The 20,195-nt window shown below is 39.9% G+C and carries 18 protein-coding genes, 1 pseudogene and 1 other annotated feature; of the genes and pseudogenes, 7 read left to right on the top strand and 12 right to left on the bottom strand.

Translation table 11 applies throughout. The annotated features are described in order from the left end of the window. Positions 1 to 145: 145 nt before the first annotated feature. Positions 146 to 855 (bottom strand): annotated as a pseudogene (locus tag FTU17_RS05455) (IS3-like element ISAba34 family transposase); the annotation flags it as partial. Continuing rightward, positions 464 to 580, bottom strand: a sequence feature (AL1L pseudoknot). Its footprint overlaps the pseudogene before it by 117 nt. Positions 856 to 1,192: 337 nt before the next feature. Then, positions 1,193 to 1,618: a chlorhexidine efflux PACE transporter AceI gene (gene aceI, locus FTU17_RS05460; RefSeq protein ID WP_078191799.1), complete on the bottom strand. Its 426-nt coding sequence runs from the start codon at positions 1,616 to 1,618 to the stop codon at positions 1,193 to 1,195. A 117-nt stretch (positions 1,619 to 1,735) separates the two neighbouring features. On the opposite strand from aceI, the gene FTU17_RS05465 reads away from it, so the two are divergent. From FTU17_RS05465 to FTU17_RS05480, 4 genes are all read left to right on the top strand, one after another. Continuing rightward, positions 1,736 to 2,626 carry a LysR family transcriptional regulator gene (locus tag FTU17_RS05465; protein ID WP_180116750.1) on the top strand — a complete coding sequence of 297 codons (891 nt, stop codon included), beginning with the start codon at positions 1,736 to 1,738 and terminating at the stop codon, positions 2,624 to 2,626. 89 nt (positions 2,627 to 2,715) lie between these two features. Continuing rightward, positions 2,716 to 3,705 carry a transaldolase gene (gene tal / locus FTU17_RS05470; protein WP_180088133.1) on the top strand — a complete coding sequence of 330 codons (990 nt, stop codon included), beginning with the start codon at positions 2,716 to 2,718 and terminating at the stop codon, positions 3,703 to 3,705. Positions 3,706 to 3,778: 73 nt separating this feature from the next. Continuing rightward, entirely contained in the window at positions 3,779 to 4,429 is a 651-nt protein-coding gene (gene leuE, locus FTU17_RS05475; protein WP_180060075.1) for a leucine efflux protein LeuE, read from the top strand. 554 nt (positions 4,430 to 4,983) lie between these two features. After that, positions 4,984 to 6,153 (top strand): benzoate/H(+) symporter BenE family transporter, encoded by a 1,170-nt coding sequence (locus FTU17_RS05480; RefSeq protein ID WP_180134844.1) that lies wholly within the window; start codon positions 4,984 to 4,986, stop codon positions 6,151 to 6,153. Positions 6,154 to 6,487: 334 nt separating this feature from the next. On the opposite strand, the gene FTU17_RS05485 is transcribed toward FTU17_RS05480, so the two are convergent. The 3 genes from FTU17_RS05485 to FTU17_RS05495 all read right to left on the bottom strand — a co-directional run bounded on the left by FTU17_RS05485 (position 6,488) and on the right by FTU17_RS05495 (position 8,492). Further along, positions 6,488 to 7,057, bottom strand: coding sequence for a TetR/AcrR family transcriptional regulator (locus FTU17_RS05485; protein ID WP_180134845.1), 570 nt, complete (start codon positions 7,055 to 7,057; stop codon positions 6,488 to 6,490). Between the two features lies 1 nt (position 7,058). Beyond that, entirely contained in the window at positions 7,059 to 7,403 is a 345-nt protein-coding gene (locus FTU17_RS05490; protein ID WP_180134846.1) for an SMR family transporter, read from the bottom strand. Positions 7,404 to 7,484: 81 nt separating this feature from the next. Further along, positions 7,485 to 8,492, bottom strand: a complete 1,008-nt coding sequence (locus FTU17_RS05495; RefSeq protein ID WP_180134847.1) for an alpha/beta hydrolase — start codon at positions 8,490 to 8,492, stop codon at positions 7,485 to 7,487. A 311-nt stretch (positions 8,493 to 8,803) separates the two neighbouring features. Here FTU17_RS05495 and FTU17_RS05500 point away from each other — a divergent pair, with 311 nt between their 5' ends. Both FTU17_RS05500 and FTU17_RS05505 read left to right on the top strand, forming a co-directional pair. Beyond that, a complete protein-coding gene (locus FTU17_RS05500) occupies positions 8,804 to 9,247 on the top strand; it encodes a universal stress protein (protein ID WP_078188615.1) in 444 nt (147 codons plus the stop codon). A gap of 141 nt (positions 9,248 to 9,388) precedes the next feature. Next, positions 9,389 to 9,835, top strand: a complete 447-nt coding sequence (locus FTU17_RS05505) for a universal stress protein (protein WP_180134848.1) — start codon at positions 9,389 to 9,391, stop codon at positions 9,833 to 9,835. A gap of 49 nt (positions 9,836 to 9,884) precedes the next feature. On the opposite strand, the gene FTU17_RS05510 is transcribed toward FTU17_RS05505, so the two are convergent. From FTU17_RS05510 to FTU17_RS05530, 5 genes are all read right to left on the bottom strand, one after another. After that, positions 9,885 to 10,913 (bottom strand): DUF1311 domain-containing protein, encoded by a 1,029-nt coding sequence (locus FTU17_RS05510; RefSeq protein ID WP_180134849.1) that lies wholly within the window; start codon positions 10,911 to 10,913, stop codon positions 9,885 to 9,887. A gap of 121 nt (positions 10,914 to 11,034) precedes the next feature. Then, positions 11,035 to 12,510 (bottom strand): OmpA family protein, encoded by a 1,476-nt coding sequence (locus FTU17_RS05515; protein WP_180134850.1) that lies wholly within the window; start codon positions 12,508 to 12,510, stop codon positions 11,035 to 11,037. 223 nt (positions 12,511 to 12,733) lie between these two features. Further along, positions 12,734 to 13,969, bottom strand: coding sequence for a dihydroorotase (locus tag FTU17_RS05520; protein WP_180134851.1), 1,236 nt, complete (start codon positions 13,967 to 13,969; stop codon positions 12,734 to 12,736). Between the two features lie 9 nt (positions 13,970 to 13,978). Further along, on the bottom strand, positions 13,979 to 14,995 hold the full coding sequence (locus FTU17_RS05525; RefSeq protein WP_180134852.1) for an aspartate carbamoyltransferase catalytic subunit: 1,017 nt from the start codon (positions 14,993 to 14,995) through the stop codon (positions 13,979 to 13,981). A gap of 367 nt (positions 14,996 to 15,362) precedes the next feature. After that, positions 15,363 to 15,719, bottom strand: coding sequence for a hypothetical protein (locus FTU17_RS05530; protein WP_180026441.1), 357 nt, complete (start codon positions 15,717 to 15,719; stop codon positions 15,363 to 15,365). 221 nt (positions 15,720 to 15,940) lie between these two features. Here FTU17_RS05530 and rlmKL point away from each other — a divergent pair, with 221 nt between their 5' ends. After that, on the top strand, positions 15,941 to 18,145 hold the full coding sequence (gene rlmKL, locus FTU17_RS05535; protein WP_111884254.1) for a bifunctional 23S rRNA (guanine(2069)-N(7))-methyltransferase RlmK/23S rRNA (guanine(2445)-N(2))-methyltransferase RlmL: 2,205 nt from the start codon (positions 15,941 to 15,943) through the stop codon (positions 18,143 to 18,145). A gap of 41 nt (positions 18,146 to 18,186) precedes the next feature. Here rlmKL and FTU17_RS05540 read toward each other — a convergent pair whose 3' ends face one another. Next, positions 18,187 to 18,345 carry a hypothetical protein gene (locus FTU17_RS05540; protein WP_180134853.1) on the bottom strand — a complete coding sequence of 53 codons (159 nt, stop codon included), beginning with the start codon at positions 18,343 to 18,345 and terminating at the stop codon, positions 18,187 to 18,189. Between the two features lie 497 nt (positions 18,346 to 18,842). Further along, the gene (locus FTU17_RS05545; protein ID WP_180134854.1) at positions 18,843 to 20,144 is read right to left on the bottom strand and encodes a DUF945 family protein; all 1,302 of its coding nucleotides are present in this window, start codon (positions 20,142 to 20,144) and stop codon (positions 18,843 to 18,845) included. Between the last annotated feature and the right edge of the window lie 51 nt (positions 20,145 to 20,195).

Below are 20,195 nucleotides of genomic sequence, written 5' to 3' on the forward strand. Positions count from 1 at the left end.
AGTTGTATGAGGGATAAGGGCAAATTGTAGGTTTTATCTCAGGTTCAAATTTAAGATTTTAGCAGCACTCCAAACTCTACAATTTGCGTATAGTGGTAGCTAATCACTATATCAATCAAGATACAAGAAGCACTGCTTCGCAAGGGTCAGGATAATCAGCAGTAAAATTACGTTTCACTAAATCATCCGCTCTTTTTTGATCATCTCGGCTACGGGTGGTGTATTTATTCTTCCCACGCCAAACACCCTGTATACCTAGCTTCTTCATCAAGCGAACCACTGTACAGCGTGCAATAACATAACCTTCACGTTTCAGTTGTTGCCAAACTTTACGTACACCATATCGACCTGAACTTTCTTTCCAAATTCGTTTAATTTGTTCAGCATGATGCAAATCATGTAGATCTCGCTTTGCTCGATGTTCTGGGTTTTCAGCAATATCTAGTGTTCGATAATAGGTAGAAGCTGAGATCGGTAAAATCCTACAAATCGCCTCAACACCATATAACGCCTTATTGTTATGGATGAAATCCACCATTATTTGTGTGGGCGGTCGAGCTCCGCCTGGGCGAAAAAAGCGGCTGCTTTACGCAGAATTTCATTGGCACGCTTTAATTCTTTGATTTCACGTTCCATTTGCTTCATTTTTTCTTGATCAGAGATCTGTTGTACTTTGATAGGATTTTGCTCATCTAAATGCTTTTGATGCCAAGCACGAAGTGTTTCAGGAGTACAACCAATCTTAGGCGCAATAGCTGTGATCGCAGCCCAATTAGATGGATAGTCTTTTTCAGATTCAATCAATAATTGAACCGATCTTTCTCTGATTTCAGGGGTATATTTTAATTTGGTCATCGGAACATTCTCTCAGAATACTGAGTCTCCGACAAACCCGGTACGGTTCAAAACGTTTAAAGTTACCATCTGCAAATGTAAATTGTGTAAGCCCAAGTAAAACAACAGGTGTGACAATTTTTATCAATTTCATATGCTAACTCCTTGTCTTGCATATTTTTTTAATTAAATCCTAAAAACATTCTTTGTTCTTATATTTAAAAGTTATGTAATTAGTATAATTTTTTATAGTTATATTATGTTTTTATATATTGTTATTTGTAAATTTTTGCACTATTTTAATGCAAAAAAGGCCTGTACTTATCAATAAAGGCCAATGTGATTTTCTTATTGAAATTTAACGATATTGTGGTTGGTAACCTAGGTACGCTTCGATCTGGTCATAGCACCATTGGAAAATAAATGTGTAGACTAAAATACACATGGTCATACTAAAATCGAGCAAAATCGCCTGCCATAAGGTCATATGCATGGCATAAGCCACCATTGGGATGGTTGCAAGCATTAAACCGCCCTCAAATCCAATTGCATGTAAAACACGTACACCAAAGGTTCTTTTTAACTTTCTTTTTGCTTCAAATTTTTCAAAATAATGATTAAAAATCATGTTCCAAATCACAGAAGTGACCGCCATTGCAATACCGAGCGTACCTGTCACCTCCATCGGAACTTTAAAAATAAAACTTAAAGCAATAGCAATGATCACCAATAGGATGATCTCATAGCTTAGCGCATGAATAATCCTTCTCTTGGAAATCGTCATTTTGAAACACTCTATTATTTGTAAAAAACTTATTTTATTTTTATATTATTGATTAATCGATTCAGATTCTTTCAATATTATTGAAAGGTTGTATTCCTTTATTTTTTCTGTATGCACATGAATATTAATCAAGAACAACTGATGATTTTTAAAACAGTCATGGAAACAGGATCATTTTCCGCAGCCGCCAGACAACTCGGCAAAGTGCCATCAGCAGTCAGCATGTCCATTGCGAATTTCGAAATTGATCTCAACCTTAAACTGTTTGAGCGCGTTGGTCGTGAGCCTGTGCCCACCGCTCAAGCGCTTAACCTGTATGAAAAAACTGAACAATTATTGATAGAAATCAATCAGTGGAAACAGCATGCGATTGCGCTGAGTCATGGTTTAGAGTCTTCACTGAATATCGTGGTGGTATCAGAACTGCTTCATACGCAGTGGACCGACTATATCTCTTTGCTAGAAACTCATTTTCCATCTTTGCAAATCAATATTTTTTCTGCGCCTCAAGAAGATGCCCAAAAGATGTTATTACTAGGTCAAGCACAGCTTGCTCTAATGTTTGAACGTGAACAGCTTGAGAGTTATGAACAATTTGTCGAATTGAAACGTGAAGCATTGGTTCCTGTTGCTGCGACAAAACATGGCCTGTCGAAATTTAAGCAAGTCAGTTTTGAGCAAATTTTGCAAAGTCGGCAAATCGTGGTTGCAAGTCGTGATAAAAGTATCAAACCAGAGTTGTTATTTTCCAAACACAGTTGGCGTACAGATAACCACCACTCTGCCTGTTCGATGATTATTCAAGGTCTGGGTTGGGGTGTGCTTCCATTAGAGATGTTTAATGAAAATCCGACACTCAAAGATCAACTCAAAATCTTAAGCTTTCAAGATTTCACACCCAAATTTGAATATTTCGTCGACTTGGTCTGGAACCGTGAAAAACCTCTCGGCTCGGCTGCTCATTTTTTGATTAATCACATCCGAAATTCACGAAAAACTACGATTTAGACCGCCTAATTGGGCGGTTTTTGGTTGGGTTCTAAACAGATTGTGTTATAAAAGTATGTACACCAAGAACATTAAGAACTAGATTTCAAATGACTCAAAATGCGTTAAACCAATTAAAAAGCCTAACAACGATTGTTGCTGACAGCAGTGATTTAGCTGCGATTAATACATTCCGTCCATTGGATGCGACCACAAATCCATCTTTAATTACAGCAGCGGCAAATCAACCTGAAAATAAAGAACTGATTGAAAGTGCTTTTGAACAAGCGCGTAAAGAAGGTTATCAAAACGATGAGCTGGTTGAGCGCACCATCGATATTCTTACGGTCAAATTTGGTGTAGAAATTTTAAAATTGATCGAAGGACGTGTATCTACAGAAGTCGATGCAGCCTTGTCTTATGATACCGATGCCACCATTGCAAAAGCCAAAGAGTTACTGGCTTTATATGCACAGTATGGTATCGATCAAAACCGTATCTTAATTAAAATTGCCTCAACATGGGAAGGCATTCAAGCCGCTAAAGCCCTTGAAGCCGAAGGCATTCACTGTAATCTGACGCTATTGTTTGGCTTACATCAAGCTCAAGCCTGTGCAGATGCTCAAGTCACGCTGATTTCGCCATTTGTTGGTCGTATTTTAGATTGGTACAAAAAAGCTGAAAATGTGGATAGCTACCCGATTGAGAAAGATCCGGGCGTGTTATCAGTGAAGCAGATTTACCACTACTACAAACAACATGACATCAAAACTGAAATTATGGGTGCTAGCTTCCGTAGTATTGATCAAGTGCTTGGTTTAGCAGGTTGTGATTTATTGACAGTTTCACCGAATTTATTGGCAGAACTGGAAAAAGATCAGCGTACCGTGGAAGTGCAATTGTCTAATCATCATGCGCATGCACACTGTCAACACGATGTACAAGTGCTCGACAAGCAAACTTTCAAAGCTGAAGTTGAAAAAGACTTAATGTCTTTCCAACTATTACAAGGCGGTATTGATGGTTTTATTAAAGCCCGTGAGCAATTAAGTCGCTTACTGCGTCAAACTTTTGGCTTAGATGCTGAAATAAAAGCATAAATTAGAAATTTTCAGTTTCATCTAGAACCGAAGTTGTATACTACAGCTTCGGTTTTTTATTTGAGTGTCTTCAGTGTTTGGAATCACAGACTTAACGACCTTTATTATTGGTACGATATTAATTGTGATTTTACCCGGGCCAAATTCACTTTATGTCATGTCTGTTGCTTCTCGCTATGGCATTAAGGTCGGCTATTTAGGCGCTTTTGGCGTTTATACTGGCGATTTGATCTTAATCTTACTCACTGCTCTCGGTGCTGCATCCTTACTTCATGCCTTCCCTTGGTTATTCTTATTATTAAAAATTGTCGGTGCGCTGTATTTAAGTTATTTAGGTATCAAACTTTTCAAGGCTGCCTACCAAACATGGAATGCCGTTCAAACGCCAGAACAACTCGACACTAAACAACTGAGTTTGAGCGAACTGAAACCGTTTAAGACTGCATTAACCATCAGTATTTTAAACCCTAAAGCCATTCTTTTTTACTTATCGTTCTTTGTGCAATTCGTCGATCCTGCATATCCATATCCAGCGATTACATTCACCGCACTCGCGATCGTGCTGCAAATTATCAGTATGAGCTATTTAACGATTTTGATCTTTTCGGGTGCAAAACTGGCCACCTATTTTAGCCATCGTTATAAATTTACGGCATGCTGTGTGGCTGCAGTTGGTCTTCTATTTTGTGGATTTGGGCTAAAGCTTGCGACTTCTACCATGTAAACGACATGGGCAAAGTATTTCTGTTTTTTTACTTAAAAATCTATATGCCTTTAAACTTTTGAATGGATGAAACATCCACAATGTTTGTTGTCGATTCGTTCTATTAAAGTGCCGTTTGTTAATAACTGATGTTACGCACGTAAAAGTAATTTCGCATTTTTAAAATGCTTTTTAAGTCTATTCGACGGAGTCTTACATCTAGGATTTAAATAAAGGGATTCGCCTTCGGCTGGAGGTACTTTTGTTTCGGCAAAAGTACCCAAAACCATTGCCATCCGCAAAACTCCTTCACTAGCGTCTAATTATTCAAAAGTATCGCAAAAACATTTTTGAATAGAAGTAGTCCTGTCTCAAACACTTGCGGATGACGTTGCCGCGTATCTTTCTTTTATTTGAATCAAATGGCTCTTCTGATGTTACTGCGTAACATCAGTGAATAAATAAAGAATTTCCATAATATCTCGATGAGCACTTTTACTGTACAGGACTTGAGCGTATCATCCTGAAAAATGTCATCTTAAACCTGCGCCAACAATAGTTATAGCTCGATCATTATGCAAAAACTACTCCAAGACTTTTCCATTCCAGCTGCTTTTGCAGGTTTTATTACGTTCTTAGTCGGGATCAGCGTCTCGGCTGTTTTGGTGATCCAATCTGCACAACTGCTCGGTGCCAACACTGCAGAAATAACCTCTTGGTTTTGGGCTTTAGGTTTGGGTATCGGCTTAAGCGGGTTGATTCTGTCTTGGAAATTTAAATATCCCGTTGCGACTTCATGGTCCACTGCGGGACTGGCACTGATTTTAGCGACTGCAAATGGTTACAGCATGAATGCCGCTCTAGGCGCATTCTTGGTCTGTGGCCTATTAACAGCAGTACTCGGATTTTTAGGCATTTTTGAAAAAATACTGCGCTATATCCCACAAAGTCTAACCAGTGCAATGTTGGCGGGCGTACTCCTTAAATTTGGTATTGAGCTATTTGTCAGTTTACAAAATGAATGGGCATTCGTTCTTGGTTTACTCGCGGCTTATGTCCTCAGTAAACGACTGTTACCACGATATAGCATTGTCATTACGGTGATCATTGGCATCATGCTTTGTCCATTATTACTTGGCTTTCAATTACCGGCGCTTAATTTAGAACTCGCACAGCCGGTTTGGGTCACACCTGAATTTTCGATCTCAGCAATACTGGGTTTGGCGCTACCACTCTTTGTAATCAATATGGCCTCTCAGTATTTACCGGGTTTAGCCATGATTAAAAGTTATGGCTATCAACCCCACGTTAATCAACTGATCGGTTGGACTGGGACAGCCCAAACGCTACTCGCGCCATTTGGATGTTTTAGTGTCAATATTGCTGCGATTAGTGCCGCCATCAGTCTAGATGACCAAGCCCACCCCGATGAGAAAAAGCGCTATATCGCAGGTATGACCTGTGGCTTCTTTTATATTTTGATGGGCCTGTTTGCAGCCACTTTGGTGAGTTTCTTAACCGCTTTCCCATTGATATTTATTACCGCTTTAGCAGGCATTGCCCTACTAGGCACCATTGGACACAACATCGTCATTGCTTTCCAAGAAGCCAGTGAACGAGAAGCCGCTTTACTCACCTTCTTGTTTAGTGCATCGGGCATACAGTTTTTTGGTATTGGCTCTGCATTTTGGGGGTTGGTCTTTGGTTTAGTCGTACATGCTATTTTCAAGTATAAGAGAAATTAAGCCCTCAGTTAAATAATTTGCTTCAAATAAAAGAATGATACGCGGTAACGTCATACGCAAGTGTTTGATATAGTTCTATTTCTAATCAAAAATGTTTTTGCGGTACTTTGAATAATTAGACACTAGTGAACAAGTTTTGCGGTGAGGAGCAATGCTCCGCAAGATGGTTTCCTTACGTAGCACGCTTCTCATTTTGCCGAATGAGAAACAACATTTCAAGAGTACCTCCAGCTGAAGGCTAATCCCTTTATTCAATCCCTAGATGTAAGACTCTGTCGAAAAGACTCAAAAATCATTTTAAAATGCGTAATTACTTTTACGTATGTAAAATCAGTTATTTAATCTCTTTCACTCGATACGTTCGGGCGATTAATTCTTGTTTTAATAATTGGGTTTCGATTTCGTCTTCCACTTCTGTAAAAGCGGTGAGCCAAATACCATCGGCTGCATAACGTACAATTTTCAGTTCTATATCTGAATCGGTCTGATGATGTCGCTCTAAACGTGATTTCATCCATTCGATCCAATATTCATTAAAAGTTTTATCGGTCAGCATGGTCATCGAAATCGCTGACCATGACTGTTGCAAACCCATGATTTGTTTTTCTAAGGTAATTTCAATATAGGCTCGGGTAAAACGACCGTATGGCTCAGGGTCTTCGTCAATTAATCGGTCAACGACCTCGTCTAATTGAGCCAAAAGCATCACAATCATGGACTCTAAGAGCTTTTGCTTATTTGAAAAATGATGAAATACACCACCTTTTGTAACCCCAACTAAATCCGCAACGGCTTGAATCGACACCCCATTAACACCTTTATCAGCAGCAAGACGAATTGCGTGCTGCAAAATACTTTGGCGTATCAGTTGAGGCTCTTTCTTGCGCTGATGCGGATTATCCATACTAGTGTCCAGCTGAAGTTGAAAACAGGTTGATCACGACCACACCTGAAACAATCAGGCCTATCCCTAACATGGCTGGGAGGTCTAAACTTTGATGAAAGATAAAGTAGCCAATTAGTGCAGTTAAAACAATACCAACACCCGCCCAAATGGCATAAGCAATACCAAGTGGTATGACTTTAATCACCTGAGACAATAAATAAAATGCCAAACAAAATAAAACTGCGACAGCCAATGAAGGCGCAAGTTTGGTAAACCCTTCTGACTTCACCAAAAATGTCGAACCAATTACTTCTGAGATAATCGCCAATGACAGTAAGCCATAGGCCAATGTTACCGAATTCATTAATCATTCCAAAATAAACATACCAACTGGTAGGTATGTTATTAAGTTAGAGAGTATTCTGCAAGCCTTTTAAGCCTATTTTTAATTTTTGACGGTCTGTGCGTGTTGTTGCAAAAATTCTAAAGTGCGATCAAAGGTCTGCTGACTGGCCTTTTTACTCATCATAAATTGATATTCATGTACCAAAAATTCTTTCGAATCTGGATAAAAAACCGCTGTCACAGGTACATCATTTGCCAGCAATTTTTCCACAAAAGGCTCAGATTGCGTTTTGGTTAAAAAATCTTTATTGCCACCGCTGATAAATACAGGCGGATAATTTGCATTAATATTTGAGGCCGTTGAAATACGCGTTAAAAACTCGGCATCATCTTTTTTGTCTCCGGTATACGCCTGAACCAAGTTATAAACGCCCCACTCGATCAATCCAATCTCGTCGGGTGCAGTATTTACAAAGCTGTTTAAATCATAAATACCACAATGCAAAATCAGCCCTTTAAGCTGTGAAGGCTTTAATATAGGTTGAATCTTTGACGCTTGCGCAAAATCGGGATTCGTAACCAAGGCGGCATAATGACTGGCCATATTTGCACCTGCAGAATCCCCTGCCAAATACATATTTAGCAAATCAATGCCATATTGTGCCGCATGTAGATTCAAAAACGTCAGTGCTGCATCTATTTGGTTGAGCTGCGCAGGATAAATGGCTTCAGGTGCAAACTGATATTGAACAGAAACCACATTATAACCTTGGGCTGCGAGCCGTTTAAAATATCCACCTGCATGTTCTTTTGAGCCAGAGACCCAACCGCCCCCGTGGATCCAAACAATTGTTGGTCTTGGTGCAATCGCTGTACTTGTTTCAGGTTGATAGATATCCAAGTTTAAATTTGGATTTTGTAGATATTGAATATTTGACTGCACAATAACATTGTCAGGTGCATGTAAGTTGATAAAGGTCTTTTGAACTTGTGTCGATAAGTTAAAAGCACCTGCAATCACTTTGGTACTGCTTTGCGTGTTTTGACAACCAGACAAATGCAACATTGAACAAATACTGAGTGCAACCAACCCTACTTTATATGACATATCTAACTATCTAATCGCATCAATTTTGTTATAAATCTTAGATTTATAACTGTATATAGTTTAGGCTTATTTTTATAAAGTTCAAATTGATCTTTTATGCTCAAAATCCGAGAAAATTAGTCGATTTTATTTTCATATTTTTTGAGCAAAGTCCGAGTTTTCCACTCAGATTTATTTGACGACTTATCGACATTAATTTATGTAATTTTATGAATTTACAATATTTTTTATATTAATAAATTGAACCATGCACGACAATGTGTTATCAATAATCTATAGGGTTTAAAAGCAAAATTACAGGAGATTGTTCCATGTCATATCAAAACATTTTAGTACCTGTCGATGGTTCAGAAATCTCGTTTTCTGCAGTTAAAAAAGCTGCAATTATTGCCAAGGCGTTTAACAGCCAACTCACTTTAATCAGCCTTGTTGCTGAAGACCCATTTACCGATGCAGACTTCTATTATTCTTCATCAATCATGAAAGAATATTTCGTACAAGCTTACGCAAATGCAGAATCTGCATTAAAAGAAGCTGTGCAAATCACGACTGAAGTGGGTATAGATGCACAAAGTAAGATTATTAAAGGCCAAGTTTCTGCTGAAGGTGTCGTAGAAGCAGCCAATGAAGTCAAAGCTGATTTGATCGTGATGGGTTCACATGGTCGCAAAGGCTTTAAGAAAATGCTACTCGGTAGTTTCGCACAAGATGTACTCAGCAATACTGAATTACCCGTGTTGGTTGTAAAAGCTTAAGATGACCAAGCCCACATCATGTGGGCTTTTTTGTATTCAGCACACCCTGCACCAATAAGCTTACCCTTTTGTCTAATTCATACAATATCGTGAATAGAGCAAGATTAGATTGATAACATTTAAAATATTAAGGAAGCAGATATGAGTCAATATCAACAAATTTTAGTCCCTGTGGATGAATCTCCAATTTCATATTCTGCTGTTGAACATGCCCTCAGCTTGGCTAAAAGTCAAAATGCACACGTGACCATTGTCAGTGTTGTTGCTGTTGATCCATTCGTTGGTGTCGATTTCTATGCTGTTACACCCGCAATCACTGAATATTTTATGCAAGCTGAAAAAAGTGCTCAGCTGCGTTTAGAAGATATCAAACAAACCTTTGTACGCGATGGTATCGAGGTTAAAACCCGTTTGATTCATGGTGTATCGCCAACTGAAGGGATTTTACAAGTGGCTGATGAAATCTCTGCAGATTTAATCATCATGGGTTCGCATGGACGCACAGGTTTGAAAAAAGCCATGCTGGGCAGCGTAGCACAAAATATTTTAACGCAGTGCCCAATTCCTGTTTTGATCATCAAGCAATAAACTAAGATTCAAAGAAAAGCCCTCAATTGAGGGCTTTTCTTCTTTTAGATCAATTAAAAACGTTGTTTAAATATACAATTCGTTCTGTAGTTTTCTGATTAAAGCATTTGGTATATTGCAACTCTTGATTTTGCGTATTCATCGCCTCATCCCAGTATTGCGAATGCTTTTGATAAGTCTCTTTTTCACTTTCATTTAATGAATAAACACTTTTTTGTGCAAGCACTTTACAGTCGATATCACGCTTTTCAAACCAGTCTGCTTGATCTTGCTGTAACTGCGCCTTTTGTTCATCACTAAAATGATCCCAAGTCTGATTGAGACGATCCACTACTTTGGCATTATCCTGATCTAGCTCTTTCTTACGAATATCCATCGCCTTTTGTGCAAGGCTCATTTGTTGAGATTGGCTCTCCATCCCTTGCTGATAGGATTCTTCATCTCGCTTATTTTGAGCACTATATGCCGCATATAACACCGCATGACGTGTCACTGTTACAACGCTATCAATTACGTCATTTTGACTCGGGACACTTAAACTTAAACCATCTTTGTCGGTTTTAGTGATGCTATAGCTAAAGTTCCCTTTAAGCTGATCATTGTCCATGCTTAAGCCTGACTCACCATCTTCGAGTGAATCATTCAAAGTATAATTACCACGCTCTTCACAGCCTTCATCACATGGTCGTTCAGCAAAGGCGTTTTCAGCACGCTTTTGTAATCCTTTCGGGAAAACCACCAACAATTGACTGCTACATTCCAATGTTTTGGCTTTATTAGGGTCTTCAGTTAAAGTCGTGACATTTTGAATTTTAAATTTTAGATTTTTTACAATCAGATCCATGAGTTGCTGATCGGCTTCATAATCGGACTGACGTATTTCTTTGTTTAATTCTTTGAGATATTCGTTTTTTAAGTGATCTTGCAATTGGTCGATATTGGCTTGTGCAGTACAACTCCAATCTTCCAAAGCAGGCGCTTCCGTTTTGGCTTCAGCATCTTTTTTATTTTTAAAATTATCACAGCCGGATATCAATGCCGCAGACAACATGAGGCTCGTGATGACTATTTTTTTCATTGTATAAGTACCATTATGATTTTATTCTTCGCGCGTATTTTACTCAAAATTACAGCGCTTTGACGAGAAAAATCCCCGCATGTGCAGGGATTTTTTATATATCATCTCATTTAGTATGGTTTTAATTGGTCTTTTCAGCCACGCCTTCACTGGTAACATCTCGTACTTTGCCATTCTCAGTATTTAAAACTTCAAACTCAATACGACGGTTTTTGAATTGACCTTCTTTGGTGCTGTTTTCTGCTACCGGTTTTTCTTGACCATAACCCACCGCTTGAAGCTGTGCAGGATCAACGCCTTTCGACACCAAGTAATCCACCACAGCTTGTGCACGCTCTTGCGATAACGCTTTATTCGCTTCCGCATTACCCACAGCATCGGTATGACCTTGTACAGTCAGATGTACCTGTGTAGCGCGCTGCATTAACGCTGCCGCCTGATCCAAAATCGATTTATTCACATCAGGAATATCAGATGAACCAGTCGCAAAATTAATAATTTGTAAGTTCAGCGCAGTCGCAACATCTAGAGCACGAACTTGTTCAGGGTTAATACTCGCTAATGCTTTTTGTGCATCGGTAATACTGTTATCTACAGCAGTTTGTTCACTCACACCTTCTTGAACCAATACTGTCATATTTTTTGCTAAAGGTTTAATTTGATTGGCAAGGTTTTGAGCATCTGCAGGATTTTGCGACAAAATTGATAACTGATTTTCTGTCCAGGTCAAAGTGGTATTTGGCACACCTTTTAGTTTTTGCAGAACCGTTGGAATGGTATCTTGATCAATAAATTGAGTATGGTAACTGGCATCAGATGAAGCACCACAACCCGTATTAAAGTTAAAGATCTGTTTGACTTGTTGCTGCAAAATTTCAAGATAATTTGAATCACCAGTTTGAATTTGACAGTTGGTTAACTGCCCATCTGTACCGGTGCTAAATTGCATATGCGCTGGCTGAGATGCCGCAGGCTGTGCAACCGTTGTTGCAGAGGTGGTTGGTTCTTCTTTATTAGTACAAGACTTAAACCAAAATGCGATCAGACCCAATAATATAAGCAGCGCAATAATTGGCAATAACCAATTCGAGCGTTTTTCCTCAACGATAACAGGTGTTGGTTCAACAACAGGTGCTTGGTGTAATGTACGGCCAGCTGCAGTGTTGACCCCTAAACCTGCGAGTAAAGGTACTGCCCATTGTGGTAGTGCCACCAAAATGCTATCTGCATGATTATCAAGTAAATGCGTGATTGCGACGGGATCAGATGAACCCGCTTCATTTTCAAGTGCCCCTAAAGTTGGAGCTATAGAGTGGTTTAAGGTTTGCTCTATTTCTGACGTTGGGGCCGTACCGCCACCGAGATGTTGCAAAAATTGTTCTTTTAATGTGGGATTTGCTGAAAATATATCACTAATACGAGGGTTTAACTGTTTTTGAAAGGCATCAATAAATTCAGGTTTGGATCGAAAAATATTTAACAGGAATGGAATAAACTGGCTAATGGCTGAATTTTTTTCAGTTAAGTGTTGTGTATCACCGTCCAGCACAATCGAGGAGACGTGCTGCTTAATCAGCGCTAATAAATCTATACTCATATTTGTACTCCATGCAGTTGTCATTATTTTCATGTGTACTTCAGTTTATATGCTTATTTTTTGATCAAATGTAATAATTTGTTCGGACTTGTCAACGCTTTAATTTCTTCTTTTATTTTCAATCTATTAATTTCAATCTTCACTAAAAAAGCCAGCCGAAGCTGACTTTTTAATGTCTAATCAAAATTCTGAGAATCAACAAATTTCCATGTTGAGCGTGCGCTTAAACGGCATAAAAAGCGTGAACTACTTTACCTTTTACCGTTTGCTGAATTAATGGTGTGTTCTTACCATTTGATACAATCGTGTCTTTATTAATAGTCCACTCAAGCTCTGGATCGACCAGTACCCAACCCGCTTCATCTGCCCAACGCTGTTGCATATTGGCCACTTTTGCCGGTGCGAGTGTAACTTTCTCAACCCATTCCAGTGGGCTTAATAGGCCTTCTTGAATCAGTTGAATACCAAAAGGTACATAGGTATCAAATGCGGTAAAACCGGGCTGTGTTTCAGCAAAAGGCGCCATTTTCGCAGAGCTGCTCAGTGGCTCATGATGTGTACAGATCGCGTCAATCACACCGTCTTTTATCGCTTGGCGGAGCAAGTCTTTATCTTGCTCAGAACGTAGCGGCGGACGCACATGTGCAAGTGAATTAAAGCTGTCAATCAACTGATCAGTTAAATGCAATTGGTGCATGGCTACATCGCAAGTCACCGGTAAGCCTTTCGCTTTGGCATGTTTAATCAATTCAACAGATGCACCTGATGACAACAGACCAAAGTGCGCACGCACTTTAGTGGCTTCAATCATCAGTAAATATTTTGCAATGGCTACGGTTTCCGCTAATGCAGGGATCATCGGTAAACCTTGACGAGATGCGACAAAGCCTTCATGCACACAGCCATCTTTGGCAATCTGCGGTTCTTCGGCATAGAACACAACGGTCATGTTCAGACCCGCAGCATATTCTAAGGTACGAATCACCACATCATCGTCCATAAATGGCGCATTAGCATTCGATACCGCAGTACAGCCACCTTTTTTCAAACCCGCCATATTCGCAGGCTGCTTGCCTAACAAGCCTTGAGTTTGCGCGCCAATCACCTGCAGATAAATGCCGCCGTCTAGCATGGCTTTTTCCACCAGGCCATGAATCAATGCACCATTGTCTTGCACAATCGGTTTAGAGTCAGGCGGGGTAAACACATGCAAAATACCATTCGCACGCGCAGCCTTACCTTCTGACTTTAAAGTGCCGTGCTGCTGCTGACCCGGCTCTCGTAAACGCGCGCAAAGGTCAACCATACTTGGCATCAGCCATTTGCCTTGACCATCAATGGTTTCAGCGGCATTGCTTTCGGCAACCAATCGGCCATTTTCAATATAAACCGTCTGTACGCTGTCAGTTTGATTGATTGGATCTAAGACACGTACATTTTCAACTTTAACAATACTCATGACTATCCCTTAAACCGCAATCGCTTCAATTAAACCTTTTTCTTGCAACTGACCTTGCATTGCCAAAGCCAGTACCGCCATACGCACCGCAATACCGTTGGTCACCTGATGTAAAATCACCGACTGAGCACCATCGGCAATACTCGAGTCAATTTCAACACCGCGGTTCATTGGTCCCGGATGCATCACGATGCAGTCAGGTTTTGCCAAAGCCAAGCGCTCTTTATTCAAACCGTACATTTTGTAGAATTCGGCTTGAGATGACAGCGCAGGAGAATCAATACGTTCATTTTGAATACGTAAAGTAATAATCACGTCGCATTCTTGAATGCCGGCTTCCATGTTGTTGAACAGACGAATGCCTTCGCCATAATCATCAAAACCGTAAGGCAGCAAAGTATTTGGCGCAATGACACGAATATCTTTACAGCCCAATGTTTGTAATGCAGCGACATCTGAACGGGCAACACGCGAATGCTTAATATCGCCAATGATGGCAATGGAAATGTCTTCAAAATTCTTTTTGGTTTCACGGCGAATCGTCAACATATCCAACATGGCTTGCGTAGGATGCGCATGACGGCCATCGCCTGCATTGATGATTGCCACATGCGGACAAACATCTTTGGCAATAAAGTGCGGCGCGCCTGACGATGAATGACGAACCACAAAAATGTCGGTCGCCATCGCTTCTAAATTCCACAAGGTATCACGCAGTGTCTCGCCTTTTGATGTACTTGAACGTGCAATATCAATGTTCAATACGTTTGCAGACAGACGTTTTGCTGCCGCTTCAAAAGTGGTACGGGTACGTGTTGAATTTTCAAAGAACAGGTTCATCACCGTACGACCTTCTAAAAGGTTGTTGGTAATTAGCTGATTTTGGTCATTAAAAAAGGACTGTGCAGTGTCCAATATTTTTGTGAGAGTTTCTTTAGAAAGGCCTTCGATGGTGAGGAAATGTTTTAAGTTACCATCTTGGTTGAGTTGAATCTGGCTCGGTGTATGCAATGCCGCCAAGTGCATGAGAGATTCCTTATCGTTAAGTTAACGCATTATACAGAGAATCTTGGCAAATGGCAGTTGAAGTTTTCAACGTTCAATGCAAACGTATGATGTTATTCAAAATGAATTTTCAAATTCCTATCTATCATTTCAATTAGATAAATTAAACGTTTTAAATTAAACTTCACCTTTCCCCTTTCAAAAAGCCTTCAAACAGAACTTCAATCCACCTTTATTTTTAATTGAATTGGATACTTTCAAAAAATAAAGTTCAGCTGTAAACAGCCGCCTTCTGCGCAGTTCAACAACTCTTGAAATAAGGAAGTTGGTTTATACATCAGGCTGCGTGCAGCAGGAAATTTATGCTGCTGCTCACAGCGGGATTGAATTAACGCAATGCGCCAATATAACGATGTGCAACCTGTGCTTTACAGATGTCTTCCGCAGTCGGTTCGCTCATTAATATTTCTGCCGTTTCAGGCTGTACTGAACTGTCCGTCAATTCCTCTGCTTCAGAAACGGCAGCTTCATGCAAATTCAACTCGCTGTAAAGCCGCGCAACCAAACGAGATAATTCAGGATCGGCCGTTTCCAGAGCCAAGTTAGAAACAAAGCGTGCGTATTCGACATTCTCAACCACATATAATGCGTCAATAACCCGACCTGACACACGACGTAAACGCGCGTAAATTAAAGTGGCGATTGAAAATGCGTTTGATTGACTATTGATTGCCAGCCCTGTCATAAATACCCCTAATGATATCAATATTATAAAGATCGAAATTTGATCAGGGTTATAGCAATTTTTGTACCATTAAGTGATATTTCTCACAATGTACACAGAATAAATTTGATAAAGTCATTCAAATCTACCGATATTTCTCCCGTTTCAGCGCAATATCGTCCGCCCAAATCCACGAAAATACGTTAAAATATGCGATTGCTTTTTTGCCTTTGGAAATTTACATGAATTCGAAACCGCGTCTTTCTACATATTGGGTTACCTGTGCAGATGGACTGGAAACCTTACTCCGCGAGGAAATTGAAGGTTTAGGTGTTCAAAATATTGAACAATTCCCGGGTCGTCTTGTATTCAAAGGCACACTTGAAGATGCATACCGTATTTGCATGTGGTCACGTTTGGCTTCTCGTGTACTCACCCCGATTCATACACATGAATTAGAGTTCACGCATGATGCACGTGATGTAGCGGAAGAGCTCTATGAAGGTGCAATAAACTTTGACTGGTCACTTATTTTTGCACCACAAAGTACATTTGCTGTTCGTTTACACATCGAACGTGACATTAAAGTCAATTCTCAGTTCGCAACTTTACGTGTCAAAGATGGTGTGGTCGATTCCTTTATGGAAGCTGTGGGCAAACGTCCTAGCATTGACATTAAGCAACCTGAAATTACGTTGTATGTATTAGCTGGCAAAACTGAACATACTTATTGCTTAGATTTATCAGGTGACTCTCTGCATAAACGCGGCTACCGTCGCTACATGACAGATGCACCGATTAAAGAAAACTTAGCGGCTGCTATCTTACAGAAAGCAAAACTTAAACAACATCAACCCGATATTATCTTGGACCCAATGTGTGGTTCAGGGACCTTTATCATTGAATCTTTAATGATTTTGACTGACCGCGCACCAGGCCTTGTTCGTCGTTTTGGTTTTAATGGTTGGAATGGTCATGACCATGAACTTTGGATGTCAATTAAAGGCGAAGCGGCTGAGCGTCATAAAGCTGCACTTGAAAATCCTCTCCCACAATTCTATGCATTTGATGCAGACTGGGAAGCGGTAAAAGCGACCAAACAAAATATTATTGCTGCAGGTTTCGAATCTGTACTTGATCAAATTAAAATTGAAGAACGTACACTTGCAGACTGGCCAGAATTCCAAGCAACAGGTAAGAAAAGCTTTGTTGTCACTAATCCTCCATACGGCGAGCGTTTAGGTGATAAAGCCTCTAACCGCGCACTGTATTTAGGTCTATCGGCATTATTACAAAAGAACTTCCCAAATCAGCCTGCTGCGATTATTGCAGCACAAGTTGAACAGGCCGATGTCCTTGCCTTTAATGATCCGCAAATTTTGCGTTTGATGAATGGTAAGCTCCCAATTTACGTCCGTTTTGGTACAGTCAAACCTGCAGCAGTTCAAAAGCCTTTCCTCGAGCATTGGGAACCTCAACAATTTGAAAAAATTGAAGGTGCAGAAGACTTTACTAACCGTCTGCAAAAAAACATGCAGAATCTTAAAAAATGGGCAGTTAAAGAAAATATTTTCTGCTTACGTTTATATGATGCCGATTTACCAGACTTTAATGTCGCAGTAGATTTGTATGGTGATCGTTTACACGTACAAGAATACGCACCACCGAAAAAAATTGACCCTGAGAAAGCCAAAAAACGCTTTAACTTAGCACTGCAAGCGATTCGTGCAGTGACAGGCTTAGGTCGTGATGCGATTTTCATTAAAACACGTGCCCGCCAAGAAGGTAAAAATCAGTACACCAAACAAAGTACTGCGTCTAAACGTTTTATCGTTCAAGAAGGCAAAGCAAAGATTTTGGTGAACCTAACAGACTACCTCGATACAGGTTTGTTCCTTGACCATCGTCAAATGCGTCTACGTATTGCCAAAGAAGCCAAAGGTAAACACTTCCTGAACTTATATAGCTATACCTCTACAGCGAGCTTACATGCAGCGCTTGGCGGTGCAGCAAGTACGACCAGTGTCGATTTGTCAAATACCTACCTAAACTGGTCTAAAGAGAACTTTGTACTGAATGGTTTGACAGTAGATCATGCAGATGAACAACATCAGTTCTTCTCTAGCGACTGTTTTGAATGGTTGAAAGAAGGTCACGAGCAATATGACCTGATCTTTATTGACCCACCAACATTCTCTAACTCTAAAAAGTTCTATGGTACGTTTGATGTCCAACGCGACCATATGTCTTTGCTTAAACGTGCCATGAACCGTTTAACCACTGACGGAACGCTTTACTTCTCAAACAACTACCGTGGTTTTGAGATGGACGATGTGATCATGGCAATGTTTGACGTTGAAGAAATCAGCAATGAAACCATTGGCCTAGACTTTAAACGTAATACCAAAATTCACCGTGCATGGAAAATCACTCATCCACAAATCTAAGGTTTGACTTTAGAAATTCCTGATCTATGAAATGAAGCACGTCAGTGCTTCATTTCAACCACGACTCCATCTGGATACGTTACTCGAATATTTTCATGTCGCTCTTGCAGCACAATACGGTTAATCGGTGCGACTTCTGGAGATTGTATTAACCTGACCTGATCCGCTGCCCTTTTCTTTTGAAGCAAATAATCACTCATGGTTGAGCCTTCGAGCTGGGTCTCTTGAATGATCTTATTATTACGATTAGATTTATGATTTGAATTTTTCTGCTGCTCTTCATTGGGTTTAGCTGCCTCACTCTCAATAATATCTAAGGTTTCTTCACTAAACTTTTTTTCCCTTGCGTTTCATTCGACAAACGTTGATCTGAAATTGACGTCCCCGCAAAAGCTATAGACTGAACAGCGATTAAAAAAATGCTACTAACAAGACTGTGTTTTACCCAAGAACATTTAGGCATGGATGAATGAACAAGTTTCCGTCTAAAAAAATAATCGTGTGACATGGTGTCTTTCCTATTGTTGTTTTGATTGGCTAGTTGCCCATTGACGCTAGCAACTTTTCAACTGTTCAACAATGGCTAGACCGCTGTGTTCCGATAAAGTGAATATGATGATTCCGCTGCTAAAAATATAAAACCGCCAATCTATGACGGTTTTATATTTTTTAAACTTAACTACTCACTGCTGGTTGCTTATTTCTTTTGTATAGCTTGACCAAAAAGCTTTTGACCAAACTTATATTGCATACTCATGACCATGTTATTGCCATCGCGCTTGCCTTGCCCTGATGTTTCAAAACCAGCAAACATGGCTTCAGCTTCCTGTCCTGACAAACTTTTGCCTTGTAATTGCAAAAAGTTATTCATGATTGCAGTCATCATATTTTTATCAAAACTTAAGTCTGCTTGAAAATCTAGTAAGCTCGGCACCATTTTAATAAAAGACTCCATTGAGGCATGGTGACCCGGCATGACTTTCCCCACGACATTTGCAGAGGCTTTACCTGCACCAATACTGATCGAGTTATCTTTAGACTCAAAATCAAAACCTTGGCTTGCGATTGCTAAGAAAGCTTCAGTCATTTCTTCACTTGATTCACCCACTGCATCGCATGAATTTTCCACCTGATGCAAAAGTTCACTAAATGCACGAACTTTATCTAGATTAACTTTATGTAATGCCAAATTTAGTGCGAAATCTTTCGTGACCGGTGAACCAGGGAAATTCATCTCATCAGCTTTTAAATAGCCTTCAAAGTCCACATCATGTTTATTTAGTTCGGTCTCCCAACGCAGTTGCATACCACGCATGCCGCCTGAGAACTTTTGATCTAAACGTTTGATAGAACCCGCTTGAATTTCAACAAAACCATTTTCAAGATTTTTCTGATTTAGACCTTGATTGGTCTTCATCGAAAAATTTTGCACCATGGTTTGCATTGGACCTTCACTCAACCGAACCACAGGTAAATGGATTGACAGCTCAGATACCTTAGTGGCTTGCCCCGGTAAACTACTAATCCGAATTTGCAATTGGCTTGCATCAGCTTGTACTGTTGCACCTTGTGCAGTCGTTTTAAATGCAGGAATCTGTAAATCTGTTTTACTTTGACCAATCCAATTGACCAACGTTTTTGCCGTTAAGTCGGTGCCAAAAAGCTTGGCATATTCGGACGTACTTTGTTGTTGAACAATCTTAAAATTCGAGTTGATGTTATAGCCTTTCAACCCACGTTGAATCTGATCGGTACCCTTCAACACGATCACTTCTTTGGGTTTACACGGGTCTGTTTTCAGGGTTAATACCCAATCGACCGTTCCGCCCATCAAGCCCATTTGATAATTGCTGTACTTCACATCAACATCTTGTACGGCTGCGGACCAATTATTCTGTGTATAAAATTGGGCAAGAGATTTATCTGCATATAAATTCCCTCCCACCACAGCTGCTGAAAGCACCGCTAAACTGCCAATTCCCCACATCAATTTTGACATGTCTTTCTCATTCTGATTATTCTTTGCGCAGTATACTGAAGAACTCAGTTA

This window comes from Acinetobacter sp. YH12070, assembly GCF_013419625.1.
Classification (GTDB): Bacteria; Pseudomonadota; Gammaproteobacteria; order Pseudomonadales; family Moraxellaceae; genus Acinetobacter; species Acinetobacter amyesii.